At 66.6% G+C, this 20,065-nt stretch carries 21 protein-coding genes; 14 read left to right on the forward strand and 7 right to left on the reverse strand.

The genetic code is table 11. The features are described 5' to 3' along the window. Positions 1-2 precede the first annotated feature (2 nt). The 6 genes from AACH06_RS23990 to AACH06_RS24015 are packed head-to-tail and all read left to right on the forward strand — an operon-like array spanning position 3 to position 6,593. Positions 3-488: a formate dehydrogenase subunit gamma gene (locus tag AACH06_RS23990; RefSeq protein WP_341428324.1), complete on the forward strand. Its 486-nt coding sequence runs from the start codon at positions 3-5 to the stop codon at positions 486-488. Continuing rightward, complete coding sequence (locus AACH06_RS23995) at positions 485-2,044, forward strand: formate dehydrogenase beta subunit (protein ID WP_341428325.1); 1,560 nt, start codon at positions 485-487, stop codon at positions 2,042-2,044. Before AACH06_RS23990 ends, AACH06_RS23995 begins: the two co-directional genes overlap by 4 nt. A gap of 14 nt (positions 2,045-2,058) precedes the next feature. Beyond that, positions 2,059-4,962 (forward strand): formate dehydrogenase subunit alpha, encoded by a 2,904-nt coding sequence (gene fdhF / locus AACH06_RS24000; protein WP_341428326.1) that lies wholly within the window; start codon positions 2,059-2,061, stop codon positions 4,960-4,962. After that, on the forward strand, positions 4,959-5,798 hold the full coding sequence (gene fdhD, locus AACH06_RS24005) for a formate dehydrogenase accessory sulfurtransferase FdhD (RefSeq protein ID WP_341428327.1): 840 nt from the start codon (positions 4,959-4,961) through the stop codon (positions 5,796-5,798). Before fdhF ends, fdhD begins: the two co-directional genes overlap by 4 nt. Positions 5,799-5,830: 32 nt before the next feature. Further along, positions 5,831-6,310: a nuclear transport factor 2 family protein gene (locus tag AACH06_RS24010; RefSeq protein WP_341428328.1), complete on the forward strand. Its 480-nt coding sequence runs from the start codon at positions 5,831-5,833 to the stop codon at positions 6,308-6,310. 4 nt (positions 6,311-6,314) lie between these two features. Continuing rightward, positions 6,315-6,593 (forward strand): formate dehydrogenase subunit delta, encoded by a 279-nt coding sequence (locus AACH06_RS24015; RefSeq protein ID WP_341428329.1) that lies wholly within the window; start codon positions 6,315-6,317, stop codon positions 6,591-6,593. A 48-nt stretch (positions 6,594-6,641) separates the two neighbouring features. On the opposite strand, the gene AACH06_RS24020 is transcribed toward AACH06_RS24015, so the two are convergent. Next, entirely contained in the window at positions 6,642-7,016 is a 375-nt protein-coding gene (locus tag AACH06_RS24020; protein WP_341428330.1) for a hypothetical protein, read from the reverse strand. A gap of 270 nt (positions 7,017-7,286) precedes the next feature. On the opposite strand from AACH06_RS24020, the gene AACH06_RS24025 reads away from it, so the two are divergent. Beyond that, positions 7,287-8,168, forward strand: a complete 882-nt coding sequence (locus AACH06_RS24025; protein ID WP_341428331.1) for a serine hydrolase domain-containing protein — start codon at positions 7,287-7,289, stop codon at positions 8,166-8,168. 128 nt (positions 8,169-8,296) lie between these two features. After that, positions 8,297-9,079 carry a hypothetical protein gene (locus AACH06_RS24030; protein ID WP_341428332.1) on the forward strand — a complete coding sequence of 261 codons (783 nt, stop codon included), beginning with the start codon at positions 8,297-8,299 and terminating at the stop codon, positions 9,077-9,079. Between the two features lie 3 nt (positions 9,080-9,082). Here AACH06_RS24030 and AACH06_RS24035 read toward each other — a convergent pair whose 3' ends face one another. Next, complete coding sequence (locus AACH06_RS24035; RefSeq protein WP_341428333.1) at positions 9,083-9,547, reverse strand: hypothetical protein; 465 nt, start codon at positions 9,545-9,547, stop codon at positions 9,083-9,085. Positions 9,548-9,638: 91 nt separating this feature from the next. Continuing rightward, entirely contained in the window at positions 9,639-13,268 is a 3,630-nt protein-coding gene (locus AACH06_RS24040) for a hypothetical protein (RefSeq protein ID WP_341428334.1), read from the reverse strand. Positions 13,269-13,392: 124 nt separating this feature from the next. Here AACH06_RS24040 and AACH06_RS24045 point away from each other — a divergent pair, with 124 nt between their 5' ends. The 5 genes from AACH06_RS24045 (at position 13,393) to AACH06_RS24065 (ending at position 16,307) form a co-directional block, all read left to right on the forward strand. Beyond that, the gene (locus AACH06_RS24045; protein WP_341428335.1) at positions 13,393-13,779 is read left to right on the forward strand and encodes a hypothetical protein; all 387 of its coding nucleotides are present in this window, start codon (positions 13,393-13,395) and stop codon (positions 13,777-13,779) included. Between the two features lie 424 nt (positions 13,780-14,203). Continuing rightward, positions 14,204-14,851, forward strand: coding sequence for a tRNA-uridine aminocarboxypropyltransferase (locus AACH06_RS24050; RefSeq protein WP_341428336.1), 648 nt, complete (start codon positions 14,204-14,206; stop codon positions 14,849-14,851). Positions 14,852-14,889: 38 nt separating this feature from the next. After that, entirely contained in the window at positions 14,890-15,591 is a 702-nt protein-coding gene (locus tag AACH06_RS24055; RefSeq protein WP_341428337.1) for a prepilin peptidase, read from the forward strand. A gap of 67 nt (positions 15,592-15,658) precedes the next feature. Beyond that, positions 15,659-15,922: a hypothetical protein gene (locus tag AACH06_RS24060; protein WP_341428338.1), complete on the forward strand. Its 264-nt coding sequence runs from the start codon at positions 15,659-15,661 to the stop codon at positions 15,920-15,922. Between the two features lie 82 nt (positions 15,923-16,004). Then, positions 16,005-16,307, forward strand: coding sequence for a cupin domain-containing protein (locus AACH06_RS24065; protein WP_341428339.1), 303 nt, complete (start codon positions 16,005-16,007; stop codon positions 16,305-16,307). Positions 16,308-16,370: 63 nt separating this feature from the next. Here AACH06_RS24065 and sorU read toward each other — a convergent pair whose 3' ends face one another. Together sorU and sorT are read right to left on the reverse strand one after the other, a co-directional pair. After that, entirely contained in the window at positions 16,371-16,697 is a 327-nt protein-coding gene (sorU, locus tag AACH06_RS24070; RefSeq protein ID WP_423222078.1) for a SorU family sulfite dehydrogenase c-type cytochrome subunit, read from the reverse strand. 64 nt (positions 16,698-16,761) lie between these two features. After that, positions 16,762-17,961, reverse strand: a complete 1,200-nt coding sequence (gene sorT, locus AACH06_RS24075; RefSeq protein ID WP_341428340.1) for a SorT family sulfite dehydrogenase catalytic subunit — start codon at positions 17,959-17,961, stop codon at positions 16,762-16,764. Between the two features lie 319 nt (positions 17,962-18,280). Here sorT and AACH06_RS24080 point away from each other — a divergent pair, with 319 nt between their 5' ends. Continuing rightward, positions 18,281-19,450, forward strand: a complete 1,170-nt coding sequence (locus AACH06_RS24080) for a rhodanese-like domain-containing protein (protein WP_341428341.1) — start codon at positions 18,281-18,283, stop codon at positions 19,448-19,450. Between the two features lie 120 nt (positions 19,451-19,570). On the opposite strand, the gene AACH06_RS24085 is transcribed toward AACH06_RS24080, so the two are convergent. After that, the gene (locus tag AACH06_RS24085) at positions 19,571-19,771 is read right to left on the reverse strand and encodes an IS3 family transposase (protein ID WP_341428343.1); all 201 of its coding nucleotides are present in this window, start codon (positions 19,769-19,771) and stop codon (positions 19,571-19,573) included. A 126-nt stretch (positions 19,772-19,897) separates the two neighbouring features. Then, a partial coding sequence (locus AACH06_RS24090) for a transposase (protein WP_341428344.1) occupies positions 19,898-20,065 on the reverse strand: 168 nt, incomplete at its 5' end.

Raw genomic sequence — 20,065 nt, forward strand, 5'->3', positions numbered from 1 at the left:
TCATGAAGCCGACCACGAGTTCTGCCGAGACCCACGACCGGGTGGCGGCGCTGATTGCCGAGCACCGCGGGCAGAAGGGCGCCTTGTTGCCCCTGCTGCATGCAGTGCAGGACGCCCTGGGCCATGTGCCTGACGACGTCGTACCGGCGATGGCCAGCGCACTGAACCTTTCGCGCGCCGAGGTGCATGGCGTGCTGACCTACTACCACTTCTTCCGCCGCGAGCCGGCGGGGCGCACGGTGGTGCAGGTGTGCCGCGCCGAGGCCTGCCAGGCCTGTGGGGCCGAAGACCTGCTCAAGCGCGCCGAGCAGGTGTTGGGCTGCGCGCGCCACGACACCCGCGCCGACGGCGCGGTGACGCTGGAGCCCGTCTATTGCCTGGGCTTGTGCGCCTCGTCACCGGCCATCCAGATTGGCGATCGCCTGCACGCCCGGGTGACGCCTGAACGGCTTGACAGCCTGCTGGCCGGCGTGAAGGAGGTGGCATGACGCCCGTTACGATCTATGTGCCTCGCGACTCGGCGGCCCTGGCTGTGGGCGCAGACGAGGTGGCCCAGGCGCTGGCCGACGGTGGCGCGGCGCGCGGCCAGGCGGTGAAGGTGGTGCGCAATGGCTCGCGCGGCCTGTTCTGGCTCGAACCGCTGGTCGAGGTGGAAACGCCGGCCGGCCGGGTGGCCTACGGTCCGGTGTCTGTCGACGACGTGGCCGGCCTGCTGGACGCGGGGCTGCTGCAGGGTGCTGAGCACCCCCTGCGACTGGGGATCACCGAGCAGATCGACTACCTGGCGCGTCAGGAGCGGCTCACCTTTGCCCGCATGGGTGTCACCGATCCGCTGTCGCTGGCCGACTACGCCGCCCATGAAGGGTGGCAGGGCCTGGAGCGTGCGCTGACGATGGACGGCGCCGCGATCGTGCAGCAGGTGCTCGACTCCGGCTTGCGCGGCCGTGGCGGCGCGGCGTTTCCGGCGGGCATCAAGTGGCGCACCGTGCAGCAGGCGACGGCAGCGCAGAAATACGTGGTCTGCAATGCCGACGAGGGCGACTCGGGCACCTTCTCGGACCGCATGACGATGGAGGGCGACCCCTTCATGCTCATCGAAGGCATGGCGATCGCCGGCCTCGCGGTGGGGGCGACGGAGGGCTACATCTACATCCGCTCGGAGTACCCGCATGCGGTGGCCGTGATGCGTGAGGCGATTCGGCTGGCCACCGATGCGGGCTACCTGGGTGCGAATGTGCGGGGCAGTGGCAAGGCCTTTCACCTGCAGGTGCGCAAGGCGGCCGGGGCCTATGTGTGCGGCGAAGAGACTGCGATGCTGGAGAGCCTCGAAGGCAGGCGCGGCATCGTGCGCGCCAAGCCGCCGCTGCCGGCCCTGGAAGGCCTGTTCGGCCAACCGACCGTCGTCAACAACGTGATCAGCCTGGCGAGCGTGCCGCTGATCCTGGCGCGTGGCGCGGCGTTCTATCAGCACTACGGCATGGGCCGCTCGCGCGGCACCTTGCCGTTTCAGCTGGCGGGCAACATCCGCCGCGGGGGTCTGGTGGAAAAGGCCTTCGGCCTGACGCTGCGCGAGCTGGTGTTCGATTTCGGCGGTGGCACCCGAAGCGGCCGGCCGGTGAAGGCGATTCAAGTGGGCGGCCCGCTCGGTGCCTATGTGCCCGAATCCCAGTGGGATACACCGCTGGACTACGAGGCCTATGCGGCCTTCGGCGCGGTGGTCGGCCACGGCGGCGTCGTGGTGCACGACGACACGGCCGACATGGCGGCGCTCGCCCGTTACGCGATGGAGTTCTGCGCGCTCGAGAGCTGCGGCAAGTGCACCCCTTGCCGCATTGGCAGCACCCGCGGCGTGGAGGTGATCGATCGTGTGGTGCGTGGCGAGAACCGCATGCAGCAGGTGCATCTGCTGCGCGATCTGTGCGACACCATGCTGCACGGCAGCCTGTGCGCGATGGGCGGCATGACGCCGTATCCGGTGCTCTCGGCACTTGACCACTACCCGGAAGACTTCGGCATGGCCGCCCCCCAGGGCCAGGCCGCCTGAAGAAAGGAAGCACCATGCTCCAACATCATCAAGCCGAGATCGACCACGGCACGCCCGCCCGCCAGAGCACCGAGACCGTGTCGCTGACCATCGACGGCTACCCCGTTGCGGTGCCGCGCGGCACCTCGCTGATGCGCGCGGCGGTCGAGGCGGGCATCCAGGTGCCCAAGCTCTGCGCCACCGACAGCCTGGAGCCCTTCGGGTCTTGCCGGCTGTGCCTGGTGGAGATCGAGGGGCGCCGCGGCTATCCGGCGTCTTGCACCACGCCGGCCGAGCCGGGCATGGTGGTGCGCACCCAGACGCCCAAGCTGCAGCAGTTGCGGCAGGGGGTGATGGAGCTCTACATCAGCGATCACCCGCTCGATTGCTTGACCTGCGCCGCCAATGGCGACTGCGAGCTGCAGGACATGGCAGGCGTCACCGGCCTGCGGGCGGTGCGCTACGGTGTGGCCGGCGAAGAGGTGGGGGGCGTGTGCGGTGCCCACCACACCAAGGCGAAGAAGGACGAGTCCAACCCGTACTTCACCTACGACCCGGGCAAGTGCATCGTCTGCAACCGCTGCGTGCGCGCCTGCGAGGAAACGCAGGGCACGTTCGCGCTGACGATTTCGGGCCGAGGTTTCGACAGCCGCGTGTCCGCGGGCCAGGACCAGCCCTTCATGGACAGCGAGTGCGTCTCCTGCGGCGCCTGCGTGCAGGCCTGCCCGACGGCCACCCTGCAGGAAAAGACAGTCATCCAGATCGGGCAGGCCGAACACAGCGTGATCACCACCTGTGCCTATTGCGGCGTGGGCTGCGGCTTCAAGGCCGAGATGAAGGGCAACACGGTCGTGCGCATGGTGCCGTGGAAAGATGGCAAAGCCAACGAAGGGCACTCGTGCGTGAAAGGCCGATTCGCCTGGGGCTATGCCACTCACAAAGACCGCATCACCCACCCGATGGTGCGCGACAAGATCACCGACCCTTGGCGCCAGGTGAGCTGGGCCGAGGCGATCGACTTCGCCGCCACGCGCTTCAAGGCCGTCCAGGCGCGCTACGGCAAGGATTCGGTCGGCGGCATCACCTCGTCTCGCTGCACCAACGAAGAGGTGTACCTCGTCCAGAAGCTGGTGCGGGCTGCCTTCAGCACCAACAACGTCGACACCTGTGCGCGCGTGTGCCACTCGCCCACCGGCTATGGCATGGGGCAGACGTTTGGCACCTCGGCCGGCACGCAAACCTTCCGCTCGGTGGAAGAGGCCGATGTCATCATGGTCATCGGCGCCAACCCCACCGATGCGCACCCCGTGTTCGCCTCGCGCATGAAGAAGCGCCTGCGCAAGGGGGCGCAACTCATCGTGGTCGACCCGCGGCGGATCGATCTGGTCAGCTCGCCACACGTCCAGGCGCAGCACCACCTGGCGCTCAAGCCGGGCACCAACGTGGCGGTGATCACCGCGATGGCCCATGTGGTGGTCACCGAAGGGCTCGTGAACGAAGCCTACGTTCGCGAACGCTGCGACCTGCCCAGCTTCAACGACTGGCGCGAATTCGTGTCGCGCCCCGAGAACTCGCCCGAGGCCTTCGAGGCCGAAACCGGGGTACCTGCCGAAGAAGTGCGGCGGGCGGCACGCCTGTTCGCCAGCGGCCCCAACTCCGCCATCTACTACGGCCTGGGGGTGACCGAGCATGCCCAGGGCTCGACGATGGTGATCGGCATCTGCAACCTGGCGATGGCCTGCGGCATGGTGGGCCGCGAGGGCGTGGGCGTGAACCCGCTGCGCGGCCAGAACAACGTGCAGGGCAGTTGCGACATGGGCAGCTTCCCGCACGAGCTGCCGGGCTACCGCCACATCAGCGACACCACGGTACGCAGCCAGTTCGAGGCGGCCTGGGGCGTGCAGATCAGCCCTGAGCCGGGGCTGCGCATCCCGAACATGTTCGAGGCGGCCTTGTCGGGCAGCTTCAAGGGCCTGTACTGCGTGGGTGAAGACATCGTGCAGTCCGACCCCAACACCCAGCATGTGGCGGCGGCGCTCAGCGCGATGGAATGCATCGTCGTGCAGGACATCTTCCTGAACGAAACGGCCAAGTACGCCCATGTGCTGCTGCCAGGCTCGAGCTTCCTCGAAAAAGATGGCACCTTCACGAATGCCGAGCGGCGCATCAGCCGGGTGCGGCAGGTGATGCCGCCGTTGTCGGGCGTGGGCGATTGGCAGGCGACGATGATGTTGTCGACCGCGCTCGGCTATGAGATGCACTACGGGCATCCCGAAGACATCATGCGAGAGATCGCGGCATTGACCCCCAGCTTCGCCGGCGTCACCTACGAGAAAATCGACCGGTTCGGCAGCCTGCAGTGGCCCTGCAATGAGAACACCGACGAAGCCGGCACCTCGCTGATGCACGTGGGCCACTTCGTTCGCGGCAAGGGTCGCTTCTTCAACACCCAGTATGTGGCGAGCGACGAGAAGGTCAACGCCCGCTATCCGTTGCTGTTGACCACCGGCCGCATCCTCAGCCAGTACAACGTCGGTGCGCAGACCCGTCGCACCGCCAACAATCTGTGGCATGACGAAGACCAGCTGGAGTTGCATGCCCACGATGCCGAAGAACGTGGCATCCGCGAGGGCGACTGGGTGGGTATTGCCAGCCGTGCCGGCCAGACGGTGATGCGCGCGGTGATCAGTGATCGCATGCAGCCAGGCGTCGTCTACACCACCTTCCACTTCCCCGAGTCCGGTGCCAACGTCATCACGACCGACAGCTCCGACTGGGCCACCAACTGCCCCGAATACAAGGTGACGGCGGTGCAGGTGACGAAGGTGATGCAACCGTCGGATTGGCAGAAGCAGTACGCCGACTTCAACCGACAACAACTCGAGTTCCTGGCCAAGGCGCAGGCTCCGCGCGCGGCGAAGGAGGCCGTCGGCAAATGAAGCCGACGGAGGGCCCTTTGCTGCCACCGGGCACCTGCCATGTCGACGTCACCGCGTGGCGGGCGGGCGCCGCCTCGGCCCATGCCGATGTGTTGGCCGACGAGGTGCCGGTGGCCCTGTCTTTCAACGGCATCTCGCATGCCGTGATGATGGCCAGCCCGGCCGATCTCGAAGACTTTGCCCTCGGTTTTGCATTGACGGAAAGACTCATCGACGGCCCGCAAGAGCTCTACGGCGTCGAGTTGCACGAGGTGCCCGAAGGCATCGAAGTGCAGCTGGAGGTGGCCGCTGCCTGCGAGTGGCGCTTGAAAGAGCGTCGCCGCACGCTGGCGGGCCGCACGGGCTGTGGCATTTGCGGCACCGAGAGCCTGGCCCAGGTGCGCCGCCAGTTGCCCACCGTGCCCGCGGTGCCTGCCGTGCGCTTGCAGCCTCATGCGCTGGCCGAGGCCCAGCAGGCCTTGCGCGGCTGGCAGGCGGTTCAGCAGCTGACCGGCGCGAGCCACGCGGCCGCCTGGTGCGCCACCGATGGCCGGGTGCGCCTCGTGCGCGAAGACGTGGGCCGCCACAACGCGCTCGATAAGCTCGTCGGCGCCATGGTGCGCGCGCGGGCCGAGGCGGCCGATGGCTTCATCCTGATCACCAGCCGCGCCAGTTTCGAGATGGTGCAAAAGACCGCGATGGCCGGTGTCGGCGTGCTGGCCGCCGTGTCGGCGCCGACCGCGCCCGCGGTGGAGATCGCCCGCGAATGCGGCCTGGCGTTGGCCGGCTTCGTGCGGGGCCCCGATTTCGTGGCCTACACCCACCCCGAGCGCTTCGGCCTGGCATCCGAGCCCTGAAGCGCCACGTTGAACCTTTCCGCTCCTCTTCCATGACCGACCTTGAACCCCTGCGCTCCCCGTGTCCGCCTTTTGACGAGGCGGCCGCCATCAAGAAGGTGAGGGCGGCCGAAGACGCCTGGAACGCCCGAGACCCCGAGCGTGTGTCACTGGCCTACTCGCCAGACAGCGTGTGGCGCAACCGCGCCGAGTTCCTGCAAGGCCGTGCGGCGATCGTGCAGTTCTTGCAACGCAAGTGGGCCCGTGAGCTGGATTACCGGCTCATCAAGGAGCTGTGGGCCTTTGGCGATCACCGCATCGCGGTGCGCTTTGCCTATGAATGGCGCGATGATTCAGGACACTGGTACCGCTCTTACGGCAACGAGAACTGGGAGTTCGACGAGCGCGGCTACATGAAGCGCCGCATCGCCAGCATCAACGACCTGCCCATCGCCGATACCGACCGAAAATTCCACTGGCCATCCGGCCGCCGCCCGGACGAGCACCCCGGGCTGACTGAATTGGGACTCTGACGCCATGGACATCGACAACCTGGTGAAGATGGCCAACCGAATCGGCCAATTCTTCGCGGCCATGCCCGATGCCGAGGCCGCTTCGAAGGAAATCGCCCAGCATCTGCGAAAGTTCTGGGAGCCGCGCATGCGCCGCGAGTTGTTGGCCCATATCGACGCCCGCCAAGGCGAGGGCCTGTTGCCGATCGTTCAGCAGGCGGTGCTCACCCATCGCGCTTCGCTGGAGCCGGCGCCCGCCACTGCCCCCGCCCCTGTGCAGGCGACCGGCCAGGCGGCGAACTGAGCCTGCCGGCCACCGCCTGGACCGGGTCGGCTCACTGGCGATCTACCGTCAACCGGGCAGCAGGCGGCTCAGCCCCACCACCGCCCCCACCAACAGCGCGGCCAGCGCCGCCAGCAACCACCACTTCGCCTTGTGGGGCACGCCCGGCGCGAAGGGGCTTTCTCCCGAGCGCCGGCGGGTGAGCACTTGGCGCAGCTGTTGCGGATCGACCTGGTTCCACACGCAACCACAGCCGGTGCAGGCCATGAAGCCCTGGGTCGTGTCGATGGCGACCGAGCGTGAGAGGGCGAAGAACGCCAGGCCGGCGGGATAGAAGCGCCCCTTGAAAACGTTGTCGTCGTCCGAGGCGAGCAGGCTGCCTGCGGTCACATCGGTGCTGCCGCACCGTGGGCACGGGCGCGGCGAATCTTTCGCTGTGGACATGAGAGTTGTGCGATGCCGCCGAATGGCGGCTTGCGCTGGATGATGCCATTGGCATGACAACGCGTCGCCAGCCCGGATGCGATGATGGCCCCGGCACGCAGGGTGCCGCGAACGAGGCGTCACATGGTTCGATCGGCATCCCCATGCCAAACAGACTGCCGAACAGGCTGCAGAACAGCCCACCGGGCCCGCGCATGGGTGGTGGCTGCGAGCGCCTGTCTGGCCTGGCTGGGGTGTGCCCCCGCGGCGGCCGAAGGGGACTCCAACACCGTGGCCAGCCGCGTGACGGCATTGCTGGCACGCGAAGGCTTTGCCGGCGAAGTGCTGGTGGCCGATCGCGAGCGCGTTCAGGTGAACGAGGTGGCGGGCGGCGTGCCCCAGCGATCGACATGGCGTTGGGCGTCTGTCAGCAAGCAGGTGGCCGCCGCCTTGACGATGCGCCAGGTGCAGGCCGGCCTGGTGAAGCTGGATGAGCCGGTGATGGGGCGCCTTCCGGCAGCCACCGCCCATCCACGCATCACCTGGCGCCACCTGTTGATGCACACCACCGGGCTCGAAGACATCGAGGTGTCCGACTGGCCGGCCGACCCGGTGGGGGCTTGCCTGGGCAAGGCGCGGCAGCCTCCTGGTGAGCGGTTCGAGTACCGCAACTGCGACACGGTCTTGGTCGCACGGCTGCTGCAACAGGTGACCGGCCGGCCCTACGCCCAACTGCTGCACGAGGAGCTGACCGCGGCCGTGGGCCCACACCGGGTGTCGATCGCCTCCAGTCCGCCCGAGCTGGCCGCCTATGGGGCCGCCGGCGCCCTCACGGGCACGGCACTCGACTTGTTGGCGTTCGACCGGGCCTTGCTCGCGCGGCGTTGGCTGCAGGCTGAATACACCCAGGTCATGTGGACTGGCGAGCCGGCGCTGGGCTACGTGGCCCTGGGGGCTTGGGCCTTCGAAGCGCCGATTCGTGGCTGCACCCAGCCCGTGGCCCTGGTCGAGAGGCGCGGCGCCGTCCGCGGCGTCCAGGTGCGCAACATCATGGCGCCGACGCTCGGCAAGATCGTCATCGTGTTCACCCTGGCAGAAGACTTCGAGTTCGGCGAGGTCTGGCAAGGCCAAGGCTTCACCCACGACCTGCTCTCGGCGGCTCTGTGCGGATGAGCTGCTGAACTGGTGGCCAGAACGCGCGTCGACGCTTCCTACGGCGGCTCAGGTATTGAGGAACGCTCGCGATGGACGCGTCCCGCGTACCATGCCGCCCCGACACATTCACACCAGACGGAATCCGCATGTCTTCACGACTTTCGACCCGGCACGCGCTGATGTCGTTGGCCATCGGCGTGGCGCTGCTGGGGGAGGGAACCCCGGTGCTGGCGGCCACCAAGATCCCGGGCATCAATGCCCCGGTGGCGGGCGTGCTGCCACACGTCGAAGGTGAGGTCGATGGCAAGACCTTTCATGTCCGCGCGCCGGCCTCGTTGGAGGAGTCGGTCCAGTACATGGAGGCGGATGACAAGCCGATGGTCGACCAATGGGGCCTGTCCTCGGTGTTTACACGCCTGGGTTTTCGGCAACTGGTGATCTTTCCGGATCGCAGCGCCCTGATCATCACGGTGGCGATGCCCGACTCGGTCAAGGAAGTGCGCACCGGCAGCTGGCCGCTGGGTGGGACCACGATCGACAACACCAATGAGGGTTCGAATGAAGGCTGGTCAGGCGCTTGCCCGGCACCCGAGCCGGACAACGCGCACGTGATCATCACGCACTTCGCGGCACCGCCGGTGGGCGCGCCGGCGCCGATGCGCAGCATGATTCCTGCCGGCCGGGCCATCAAGACTTACGAGTCGCATCTGACCTTCCCTCAGGTGGACGAAGGCACGCTGGAAATCACCAAGGTCGACCGAGCAGGCCGGGTGGGTCGTGTGGAAGGGCGGGTCAAAGGGCAGGTGAGCCGAATTCGGGTGTTGCTGCCGAACATGGGCCCGGACGAGGCGTGCAACCGTGCCAACTACAACGTCGAGACGCAACGCTTCGACGTCAAGTTCCACCTGGAGATCGGCAGGGGCTTCTGATCGTCAGCGGGTGACGGCCACCATGATCGCCTGGCCCGCGCCCGTTGAGTGAAAGGCGTGCCAGGGCGTGCCCTGCAGCAACGGCGCCCGGTCGACGTTCGTCCAATCGACAGTGCGGGGCAGGCCCGGGGTGAAGCGTTCGCCCGGGATGGCATGGGCCATCAGGCAATTGCACAGCTGATTGCACATCTCCCGGCAGACGTCTTCCACCTGATCGACGCTCAGATCGGCATCCGCCGCGCCGAACATGTGGGCAGCCAGAGCTCTGGCCGATTCGGCACCGACGCACAGCAGCACGGTGACCTGCCGGGTGTCCCACTGAACGGGCAGCGTCACGCAATGGCCGGGCGCCGCCGGTTGCCAGGCGGCGCAGCGAACGAACGACGCCGTCTGGCCCGACAACAACTGCCAGACGCGGGCGATTTCTTCGCAGGTATCGGTGAGTGGGCGTGTGCTGAGTTCCAGCATGGGTCAGTCATCGCGCGCAAAGGCGAGATGACTGGGAATATCGGCCGGCCACACCGGAACTTCAGCACTTCTTCTGCCCACATCGGCTTCGTCAGCCGCTGAACGGGTCGCCGTTCTCTTTGCCTGGGTCGAAGGCGGGGTTGTTGGGGTAGCCCGCCGTGTCCAACGGTTGGCGGCCGCCAAAGATGTCCCAGAGCGCGTCGCCCGGCCGCACCACGTGGAACTCGAACTCGCCGGTCGGCCGGGTGGGCGTGGCCGTGGGGGCCGGGGTGGTGGCGGGCGGGCGTGGGTCCGTCCAGCCGCGCTTCATCACCGTCGCGTAGTCCAGACCACGGGCGCCCAGCACGGCGTTGTAGGCCCCCAGGGTGTCGACCGCGCCGGAGATGGGCTCGCCCGCCGCGCCCAATGCCTCTTGCATGAAGGGGGCGTAGGCATCGTTGGGGCCCGACTTGGTGATCTCCATCGTCTTGTCGTTCATGTGCTTGTCGATCAGCTCGTGGGTGTAGGGCACCACGGCCTTGGACAGCTCGTCGGGCGTCAAGCGGTGCAGGTAGTCCATGCGCTGCTGATAGCTCAAGCCTTGGGCATCGGCCCATTGATTGATGGCCACCATCGGGCTGACGCCATGCCCGGTCTGGTTGAGCAACTGCTTGCTCTGTTCGGGCGTGAACCCCAGGTCGCTCAGCGCCGACTGGATGCCCTCTTTGCCGGCCATCTGCTCATTGGTGTACCCCAGGCCGATCGAACCCATCCAGCCCGGTGCGTCGTTGGGCTCCATCAGGTTGGCATCGCGGGTCTTCTGGCCCTGCCAATAGCCGGCCAGCGCCAGCTGCGACCCGGCGACCAGCAGGGTGCCCAGGCCGCCGGTGGTGAGCCCGGCGGCGATGTCTGCTTCGAACAGACCCGCGATGGACGCGCTCTCCAGCACCTGGCCGACCACGGTCGTCCCCTGCGCCCACTTCTCGAACGTGGTGGACCCGCTGCCAGGATCCGTCAAGGTGCTGAAGTAGTAGGCCTCCGGGGCCAGCCAGCCGACCCCGACACCCTTGTTGACCGCCTTGAAGATCGGGTTGTCGGTGATGTGGGCCACCTGGTTGAGCAGAGGCTTCTGGTCCAGGTTGCTCACGCCGGTGCCCACCGCCAGGCTGGTGAACTTGGCGGTGTCCAGCGTGGCCGACGCCGCGCAGAACGCGCCATAGAACTCACCCGCGAGCGACTGCCGCTCTTCGCCAGGCCGGATGACCAACTGGTTGTAGGCGTTCAGCGCATTCGTGGAGCCGCCGACGAAGCGCATGCTCATGCCCCACCGGCCGACAGACGGATCGGTGAAGGGCGTCTGGTTGTCGCGGTGCGCCTTGATCTCGGTGGTCAGCTGCTCGCGGTGCTTGTCGATGATCTTCTGGACGTCCTTGGGGTCTGCGCCCGGGCCGAGTGCATTGATCTCGGACTGCGCTGCTGCGGCCGATTTGACGGCCTCCTGGCCCAGCTTGCCCCCGAGATCGCGATCCACGCCCAGCCAAGGCATCCACCCCGGGGCGCCGGCAAAGCGCGACACCAAAGGCGAGCTGCCCACCGCCTTCGTCAGATCGGTGCCGGGGTTCGCGCTGAAGGCCTTCAGGGTGCCACGCTCCGCGCCGCGCAGGTAGATCTCGCCGAAGGCATCCACGCCGTTCTTGACCATCCGGATGCCGACCGCACCGTAGTGCAGGTCTTCCGGGCCATGGGCCTTGATGGGCAGATCCGCGCGCAGTTGCTGGCCGATCCAGTTGTCACCCACGGTGGCTTGCACGCCCTGGTCGAACTGATCGTTGATGGCTTGGATGCGCGCAGCGTCAGGTTGCGGCTTGGCCAGCTCGGCCTCCATCGACTTGCGCCACTGTTCGACGTGCCCCGACAGTCCCTTGGCCTGATCGGCCGACAGCATCGGGCGGCCGGTTTGCGGATTGGTCTTGCCCGCCATCGATTCGATAAAGCCCTGGCCCACCGTCGACCACGACTTCGCACTCTCTTTCGAGGCCTGATACGGGCTGAAGAGAAGCTCGCTGTCGACCGATTGCTGCAGCTGAGGGCTCTGCTGAATGGCGAACATCACCTTTTCCTGCTCGCCGTTCTTGTAGTCGGTCTGCCAACGTGAGGTGCTGCCCTTGCCAAAGTCGATCAGGCGTTCGAGCTCAGCGTCCTGGCCCACAACGCTGTCACGCTCGCCGAAGATCGCCCCCGCGGTGGTGTCTTGCACCACTTGGCCGGCGCGGCGCCCCTTGTCGCCCATGGCCAGCCAGGCTGCATCGGCCTGGTTGGCGGCCAGCGGCTCGCGGGCCCGGAACGCCGAGGTGGTGGCCAGCGCGGCGGCGGCATCTTTCGGGTTGGTGAAGTTGCGGTTCACGAACCCGGGGGCGGCGGTGGCCTTTTGCCAGTCGTCGAACGCTGCCGCGGTTTCCGAGCGCAGGGTTTCCAGGCCCTTTTTCACCCCGAACACCGCCACGTTGCGCTGATCGTCGTGCCGGCCATCGTCGAGTTGGCGGACCAGTGCCGTGGAGAGCTTGCCCTCGCCGCGGGCCACCGCTTGGTCGATGTCGAAGTTGGTGGTGTTCGATGCGTTGAACACGTCGGGCTGGTCGATCTGGCCCTTCAACCAGGTGGCCAGCTGCGGCGTGATCGGCGCCTGGTCATTGAAGGGCACGTCGTGCCCCTCGGCCAGTGTGCTCAGGCCGTTGTAGAGGCGGGGGCCGACCGTGCCATCGGCCGGATTCCACTTGTCGATGATCTCGGACTTGACCGCCTGGTACATGGGCGCCGCCACCTCGGGCGGCAAGGTCACCGATTGGGGGTTCTTCTTGTCTTTGTCCGAAGGCGCATACCAAGTGGTCGCGCGGGTGATCCAGTCGCCCGTGGCCTCGCCGCGCGCGTTGGGGCTGACCGATGCCAAGCGCTCGGGCGGCTTCAGCTGGTTGATCTGGCCCTTGAAGTCGTCGACGGTGAATTGATCGCTGACGCGCTTCCAGGTATCGGCCCGCTCGGCCCGGTTGCCGGCTTGGTCGAGGTTGGTGTTGAGGATCTTCAACGCCGCGGGCATGTCGCCCCGGTTCATCGCCTCGGTGACATAGGTCTGCGTGTAGTCGGCTCGGACACCGGGCAGCACCTGATGCAGTACCTGCTGGTACTCTGGGTCATTGGCGTGTTCCAACGCCAGCTTCTTGGCCGCGTAGCCGACGGGGTCGGTCTGGGCTTGCAGACGCAGCGGGTCATTGATCGACGAGTCGCTGGTCGCCACACGCGCTGCCTCGCCTTTGTCGATGCCGGCGCCGTGGTCGTCCGACTTGCCTCGCAGGTCCCAGCGCACCTCTTCGTTCGTCACGACATGCAGAGGCGGCACTTTGGCGCTGACGAGCACCTTGTCTCCGGGATGGATGAGGTCGGGGTCGCGAACACCCAGGGCGTCCAGCTTCTTGCTGTTCCCATCGAGGATCTGATCGATGCGGCCGACCTGCGACGTGCCCCATGACTGCGCAGGGGCCAGCGCGCGGCGGTCTTCGCTGTCAGCGGTGGCCAGGCGCGGCGCCAAGGTGTCGAGCTGCGTGTTGAGCGTGCCGCGCTCGGCTTTCAGCGCCGAGATGGCGCCGTAGTATTGGTTGGCGGCATCGCGCCAAGCCGGCGTGCCAGTCGCCTTCGGCCCGAGCTTCAGCAGCTTCTGCCGGCCCGACTCGAGGCGGGATTCGAGCAAGCCCACGCGCTCGTCTGTGACGGTCTTCTCATGCGGGTTCGTCAGGTTCGACGTGCTGGGAGCCGGGGTGCCCTGCGGCCCCTGGGCCGTCGCGCCGGGAGCGCCCGGGGAGGATGGCGTGCCCGTGGAAGGCGATGCCGGTGCGGCCAGCAACGCCGGAGGCGCCGTGTTGAACAACGAGAACGGCTGGGCGCCGCCGAGCGCGTTGGCCGACGACGCCGACGGTGCCGAAGATGGCAAAGGGCTCTGCAGCGGCGTCTGGGGTACGACACCGGCCGGGAAAGCGGGGCGCGCGAGCGACGCCGGAATCGTCGACGAACCCGGCGGCTGGGCGCTGGTGGTGGGGTGGCTGACGGGCGTGGTCGTTGATGTGCGCGTTGTGGCGGTGCCCACCGGATCGGACGTGGTGGGAACGGTCAATGCGACCGGCGGCATTGCCGACGCCGATGGGTTGACCTCCACCAGATTCGTGTTCCGATCCAACTGCACGCCACGCGCCACTTCCACATAGCGCGGTGGCGGAGGAGGAGGAGGGGGCGGAGGTGGGGGAGGCGGGAGTGGAGGAGGCGGCGGCGGCAGGCTGATACCGGTGGCGTCTGAAATCAACATCCTCGTGCTCCTGTGCGGTGGCGTGGTGGCGCTAACGGTGACGGTGGCCGCGTGGGCACGCGGCCACTGAGGCGCCGTGCGCTCAGCGCTGCGCCTGAAGCGCTTGGTTTGCAGGCGCCGTCGGCCGCGATCTTGGCGACGAAGAACTGAGACCTCAACGACGAGAGTTCGTAAGGCTCGCCAGCGCCGCGGCGGCCACGCCCATGGCCGGACCGCCCATGTGGTGCCACACTCAGCCGCCCATGGCGGGCCCACCCAGCGTCAGCGGGGTGACCGCCCGGTGAGGCGGAATGCGTATCATCGGCCGCCTACTTTTCGACCCGCCCATGACCGCCCCCGTGTCGGGCGCCGACCAGAGCCCAGGCCGTCCTGTGTGCGTCCGGTGCCTGCGCCCCTCAGCCACCTGCCTGTGCGCGTTGGTGCGCCCCACCGATCACCGCACCGAGGTGCTGGTACTGCAGCATCCACAAGAGCAGCGCCAGGCCAAGAACAGCGTGACGCTGCTTCGGCTGTCGCTTGCCCACTGCGACGTGCTGGTCGGTGAACGGTTTGCGCCCCAGATGCTGCGCGAACGCTTGAGCAGCCCTAGCTGGGACACCCTGCTGCTGTACCCCGACGTGCCGTCTGCGCCGGCCATAGAAGCCAAAGCGCCTCAGAACGATGGCCGTCCAAGGCGATTGGTGGTGATCGATGCCACCTGGCGCAAGAGCCTGCGGATGCTGATGGAGCATCCTGAATTGGCCGCTCTGCCACGCCTGGCGCTGACGGCACCGGCACCCACCCGCTACCGACAGATCCGCGCTGCGCGCCGGCCCGATCAGGTGTCGACCCTGGAGGCCACGGTGCAGGCACTGGACATGCTGGAAGGCCCCGTTTTCAACCCCCAACCTCTGCTCGACGCCTTCGGCGCGTTTGTTGCACAGGTTGGGGCGTGGCGACGAGGAGGGCTGACTCCGCGCAGCCACCCCGGTTGATGCCGCTACCCTTGGGGCAGTCACTTCACAGAACCTCCATGATGTCTCCAACCTACCTGCCGCTGGCCGGCATCATCTTGTTCATCCTCTGCGCCGCGTGGGTTCTGGCGCCGTTGGCCGAGAGAATTCCGGCCCGATTGGAGCGCCAGTGGGACATCGAGGTCGAAGAACATCTGCGCACCCGCAGGGAGCACACCCCCGCCGTGAACCACAAGCTGACCCTCGGCCACAAGGTATGGCTGGCGTGCATGGCCGCACCGCTTGGATATATGGTCATTTCCATACATGGCGCGAAGGATGAGGGAACAGTTTGGAGCGTCTACTTTCTGAGTCTTCTGCTGTTGGCTGCGATCAACATCAGGACCGGCCTGCTGCCGGATTCAATCGTTCAACCGATCCTGTGGCTGGGTCTTCTGTTTCACACTCATTCGGGTGCCGGCCCAGAGCACCTCTACGGTGCAGCTCTGGGCTATGTGATTCCCTACGGGATCTACTTGGCGTTGAAAACATTCACCGGCAAGGAGCTTTTGGGCCAGGGGGATATCAAGGCGCTGGCCATGTCGGGGGCTTGGTTCGGAACGAGCGCGCTCGTTCCGTTGTTCTGCGGGATGTTGGCCGGCATCGTCATCTGGGGTGTGCTTGTTCGCTTGGCACGGCGCCGATCATCCACGCAATGGGCCACGGGACCTGCGCATCTGCTGGCCAGTGTTGCAGCCACATGGTGGCCCTTGTGGCTGTAGCCTCAATCTCATGGCAGAGTTCGAGGTCGGGTTCGCCCCATCCAGGACCCAAGTGGGGGTGAACGCGATGAGGCGCCGCGACACCTTGGCGGAGGGGCGATCCACGTTGGGGAGTTTCGCGGCAGCACCGGGCGAATATGTCTACATCGGAAACTTTGCGGTCGATTGCTACAAGACGCCCATTCCCTGGCGCTTCTACACCCAAGGCAAAGCCGATTTCGCTGATCACATGGCGCAGTTCAAGGCGAAGTACCCGGCCCTTCCGATCGACAAGGTGACCTACCGGCTGTTTTCAACCATCGAACTGGGCGAGCCCTATGAACTCAAGTAGACCGGCCCACGCTACGAAAAGGACCCTTGCCGTGGTCTGAACAGGCCCTGGTCCCATCATCCCGACGCATCCAGAATTCGCTATGAGCAAGACTGACCTTCTATCTATGGCCTCTGGCCTGGCCGCGGCTTGGCGGTCCACCGTGGTGGGGCAGGCTGCTGGCACCCAGGTGAAGGTGCTTCGTATGGATGCAACGGCGTACCCTGACGAGGCCCATCCGTTCGACGAAGCCTTGCTGGTGCTGGACGGGGTCATGAACCTGCAACTGCGGGGAGAGGCGGTGCAGGTTCGGGCTGGCGAGGTCTACGTGGTGCCGGCTGGTGTGCCGCACGCCGTCGCACCGGGGAGCCACGGGACCTTGGTGATCATCGATCGTGGCGATTGAGTCGAGACGCCGGGCCGCGTGCTGGGCCGTGAGACCCGGCGCGGACCGCGAGCCATCTGTGGCTCATGGTGTGCGGCCCGCTACGGTGGACACATAACGCACCAAGGCCTGGATCTGAGCTTCGCTCAAGCGTTCGCGGAAGGCCGGCATCACGCCGACACCGTTGCGCAGGGCCTTGTCGATACGGGGCGCGTCGGGGCGCAATAGGTCGAGGGAGGGGCCGATCTCACCCGTGGCCCCGGCGTCGTTCAAGGTGTGACACACCGCGCAGGCTGGCGTCGCTTCTGCGGTGAACAGGCGCCGGCCCATGGCCAGTTCAGCGTCGCTGTCTGCGGCAAGTGAGGCAGACGGGGCTGGCGCCAGGACGGCGCCGCAGATCAGAAGCGCCACCCAACCCCGCAAGGCGCTGCGCGACCGGGCAGGGGACGCCCCCGGCGCCCCCTTCGCATGGCCATCAAGCCACGGTGACCTTGACCGCATGGTCGGCCCAACTGTTGTTGTTGTAGCCGCCGACGTTCTCGAGCCGATCCTGCGGCTGAACCTGGCCCGAAGCATCGGTGGCACGGCTGGCCAGCACATGGGTGCCCGCGGGCAGCTCGGCCGAGAGTACGAATTGGCGCCAGGCGAATCGGCCCAGGTCTGGCCCGAACAGCTGTGCCGCCTTCCAGCTCTTGCCCCCATCGAGGCTGACTTCCACTTGCTTCACGGCCTGGCCGCCGCCAAAGGCGACCCCCACGATCTGAACGCGACCCGCCTTCAACGGGCCGCCGTCGTCGGAAGGCGAGTTGATCCACGACTTGACGTTCATCTCCAGCACCGATGGCTGGCTGGCGTTGGCCGTGCCGCCGGGAGGGGTGAGACGGTAGCCGTGCGCCATGATCTTCGCGTCTGACTCTGCATCGGTGAATGCCAGACGCTTGATGTACTTGATGTTGTTGACGCCCTGGTACCCCGGCAGCACGAGCCGCAGCGGGCCGCCATGGGCGATTGACAGGGGCGTGCCGTTCATCTCCCACGCGAGCAGGGCCTCGCCCAGCGCCTGGATGGGCACGGAGCGCTCGACGATCACACTCTTCGGATCGACGCCTTCGGGCAGCTTCTCGCCACCCGTGCCGGTGATGAACTTGCGGCCGTCGGCCACGCCACCCAGCGCCTGTGCCACGGCGCGCAGCGGCACGCCTGTCCACATCACGCACCCAGCGGCGCCTACTGTCCAGGGCGTGCCGCTGGGCTTGCTGGGGAAGAAGCCCCGGCCATTGCCCGAACACTGCAGCACCGTGGCCACCGACTCGATGCCCAGCGTCTTCAGATCGCGCAGGGTGAGTGCGCGCGGCGACTTGACGCCTTCCACCCACAGCTCCCAAGCGTCGCGATCCGACAACACTGATGCATCCGGCGGTGGCAGGTTGTTGCGGATGTAGAGCTGGTCAGACGGCGTGATCACGCTCGCCCCGAAAGCGCTGCGGCGGGTCTCCAACGTGTTGGCGGAATGCACCGTCAGCGCGTTCGCATCTTTCCACGCCGCATAGGCGGGCAGCGCCTTGTTCTGCGCGCGTGCCTGGGCACTCAGCCCTCCGAGGCCAGCGGCAGTCAACGCGACGGCGCTGCCTGCAAGGAGCTTACGTCGAGGCAGGAAAGGGCCAGAGTCAGTCATCTATGAAACCTCCTAGGACAAGAACCAGGCTACGAAAGTGCTGAAGGCGGCCGGGCCGCCGGTGACGAGTGTCATCACACGATCATCTGGGACCGGGTGGAACGGACCGCGGACATGCCGCTGCGCTCGAAACCCGGAGGAGTATCGGTGGACGTCGAGCCCCACGATATAGAGCCCGAGCGACTTGCTTGCCTAGGACGAAAGTAACGTCGTTTTGTTGTGGGTCGTTACAGGTGCGGGCGGAGTGCTGCTGCATGATCGCGCCCCGTCGGGCTGCCTGCCATGGGGAGCCCCAAAGTGGCAATAGGGGAGTGCTCCGATGAAGACGCTGGCGGGTGCCGTGGTGTGTGCAGTGGCGGTGTTAGCCCCCATGCGTTCATGGGCGGATCTTTCCGCGGTGGTGGCCATCGAACCCACGGCGCGCAAGACTGGATTGATGCTCTCGCGCTACGCCACGGAGGCCAAGCTGGGCAAGCTCTTGGGCCAGCCGGTGAAAGTGGCCACTTCGGAAGACATGACCGATGTAATGCGTGCCACGCGCAGCGGCGGCTACGACGTCTTCATCGCGCCGGCCCAGGTCGCAGCGTCAGCGCTGGCCCATGGCTACGAGCTGGTGGGCTCGACCGATCCCAATGAGCAATACGTCCTCGTGGGTCGGGCTGCGCTGCAGTCGACTGCAGACGTCAAGCAGGGCCGGATCTACCTTCCCCAGCAGGATTCCATCTACACCTACATGGCGCGCGGCATGCTGACCGCCAGCGGCCTGTCGCTTCGCGATCTGCGCTCGGTGGAGTACGCGCGCTATCCCGTCGCAGGCCTCACGGCCGTGAGCCTCGGCCTGTCGGATGTGACGGTGGTGCGCCGTGAAGACTGGGAGGCCTGGCAACGCGACAACCCGACGGCCGCCAAGATCCTGGCCAGCTCGGGCTCGGTGCCCGGGGGATTCTCGGTGGCGGTAAAGAAGGATCTGCCGGCTGACGTGAGGGCCAAACTTGCCAAATGGTTCGCCGACCCTCCGGGAGAGAGCGGCCTTCGTCCCGCAGCGCACCAGGCCGCACTGACGCAGTACCAGGCCGTGGCCCAGCTCGGCACCTTTACGCCAACCCAGTTGCCTGGCGCCACCGTCGTCACCGCAGCGCAGGTGCAAGAGCTGGTGGCCAAAGGCGCGGTGGTTGTCGATACCCGCAATGAGCGCGAGTACGAAAGCAAGCACATCCCGGGCGCCGTGTTCGTCCCGTATCACGAGAAAAGTCTGAAGGACGTGGTGTACGAGGCGTCTGCTGACGACTTCTCAGCGCTGTCAAAACTCGACCCAAGCAAGCCCACGATCTTCCATTGCAACGGCGCCGAATGCTGGAAATCCTACAAGGCCAGCCGCGCCGCCATCGCCAAGGGATTCAAACAGGTCTACTGGTTCCGCGGCGGCATGCCCGAATGGGAATCTGCGCGCCTGCCGGTGGAGCGCGATGTTCAGGTGGCGAAGCGCTAGTTGCGCCTTGTTTGGAGGGAAGGACTGCAGGCGCTGAGTGAAGCCACGAAGTGAGGTTGCCCCAGAAAACCGCAGTGCATAGCCCGATCATCAAGCGGCAGATTTGCGCTGCGCCGCCGGTCAGCGTTGTTCGAACTGCATCGGGCTGAGATAGCCCAGTGCCGAATGTAGTCGCGAGTGGTTGTAGAAGGCGATCCAGTCCGTGACCGCCTGCCGGGCCTGCTCGAGGGTGGCGAATCGGCGGCCATGTACGCAGACGGGAGTATCCGAAATTCTGTGTTTGAGGCGCTCTGAGACTTTTGGATGGTCTGCACAAAGCATGGCGCGACGTGCATGGACGCTGAAGAACACGGAATCTGGGCTCGAGATGCCAGAAACGGCTTCAGCCCGAGCTCTTGGGCGCCGATTCGGCGAGCGTAGCCCAGGCTTTCGCCGATTTGGACGCACTCATGCCCCGGCTCCCAGCAAGCGCCGACGCACCAGCCACAGGTTCGCCAGCGCGAACAGCGTGTGCAGTTGCGCCGTGTTCTTGGCCAAGCCGCGGTAGCGCACCTTGACGTGGCCGAACTGGCGCTTGATCACCCGGAACGGGTGCTCGACCTTGGCCCGGATACG

The organism is Ideonella lacteola, from assembly GCF_038066555.1.
Taxonomy (GTDB): domain Bacteria; phylum Pseudomonadota; class Gammaproteobacteria; order Burkholderiales; family Burkholderiaceae_C; genus Ideonella; species Ideonella lacteola.

Bases quoted from the DNA above. Each gene is read 5' to 3' on its own strand.
- AACH06_RS23990 (WP_341428324.1), top strand. From the start codon at position 3: ATGAAGCCGACCACGAGTTCTGCCGAGACCCACGACCGGGTGGCGGCG.
- AACH06_RS24035 (WP_341428333.1), bottom strand. From the start codon at position 9,547: ATGCTGGAACTCAGCACACGCCCACTCACCGATACCTGCGAAGAAATC.
- AACH06_RS24015 (WP_341428329.1), top strand. From the start codon at position 6,315: ATGGACATCGACAACCTGGTGAAGATGGCCAACCGAATCGGCCAATTC.
- fdhF (WP_341428326.1), top strand. From the start codon at position 2,059: ATGCTCCAACATCATCAAGCCGAGATCGACCACGGCACGCCCGCCCGC.
- AACH06_RS23995 (WP_341428325.1), top strand. From the start codon at position 485: ATGACGCCCGTTACGATCTATGTGCCTCGCGACTCGGCGGCCCTGGCT.
- AACH06_RS24010 (WP_341428328.1), top strand. From the start codon at position 5,831: ATGACCGACCTTGAACCCCTGCGCTCCCCGTGTCCGCCTTTTGACGAG.
- AACH06_RS24080 (WP_341428341.1), top strand. From the start codon at position 18,281: ATGAAGACGCTGGCGGGTGCCGTGGTGTGTGCAGTGGCGGTGTTAGCC.
- AACH06_RS24050 (WP_341428336.1), top strand. From the start codon at position 14,204: ATGACCGCCCCCGTGTCGGGCGCCGACCAGAGCCCAGGCCGTCCTGTG.
- AACH06_RS24085 (WP_341428343.1), bottom strand. From the start codon at position 19,771: ATGCTTTGTGCAGACCATCCAAAAGTCTCAGAGCGCCTCAAACACAGA.
- AACH06_RS24065 (WP_341428339.1), top strand. From the start codon at position 16,005: ATGAGCAAGACTGACCTTCTATCTATGGCCTCTGGCCTGGCCGCGGCT.
- fdhD (WP_341428327.1), top strand. From the start codon at position 4,959: ATGAAGCCGACGGAGGGCCCTTTGCTGCCACCGGGCACCTGCCATGTC.
- AACH06_RS24060 (WP_341428338.1), top strand. From the start codon at position 15,659: ATGAGGCGCCGCGACACCTTGGCGGAGGGGCGATCCACGTTGGGGAGT.
- sorT (WP_341428340.1), bottom strand. From the start codon at position 17,961: ATGACTGACTCTGGCCCTTTCCTGCCTCGACGTAAGCTCCTTGCAGGC.
- AACH06_RS24055 (WP_341428337.1), top strand. From the start codon at position 14,890: ATGATGTCTCCAACCTACCTGCCGCTGGCCGGCATCATCTTGTTCATC.
- AACH06_RS24030 (WP_341428332.1), top strand. From the start codon at position 8,297: ATGTCTTCACGACTTTCGACCCGGCACGCGCTGATGTCGTTGGCCATC.
- AACH06_RS24020 (WP_341428330.1), bottom strand. From the start codon at position 7,016: ATGTCCACAGCGAAAGATTCGCCGCGCCCGTGCCCACGGTGCGGCAGC.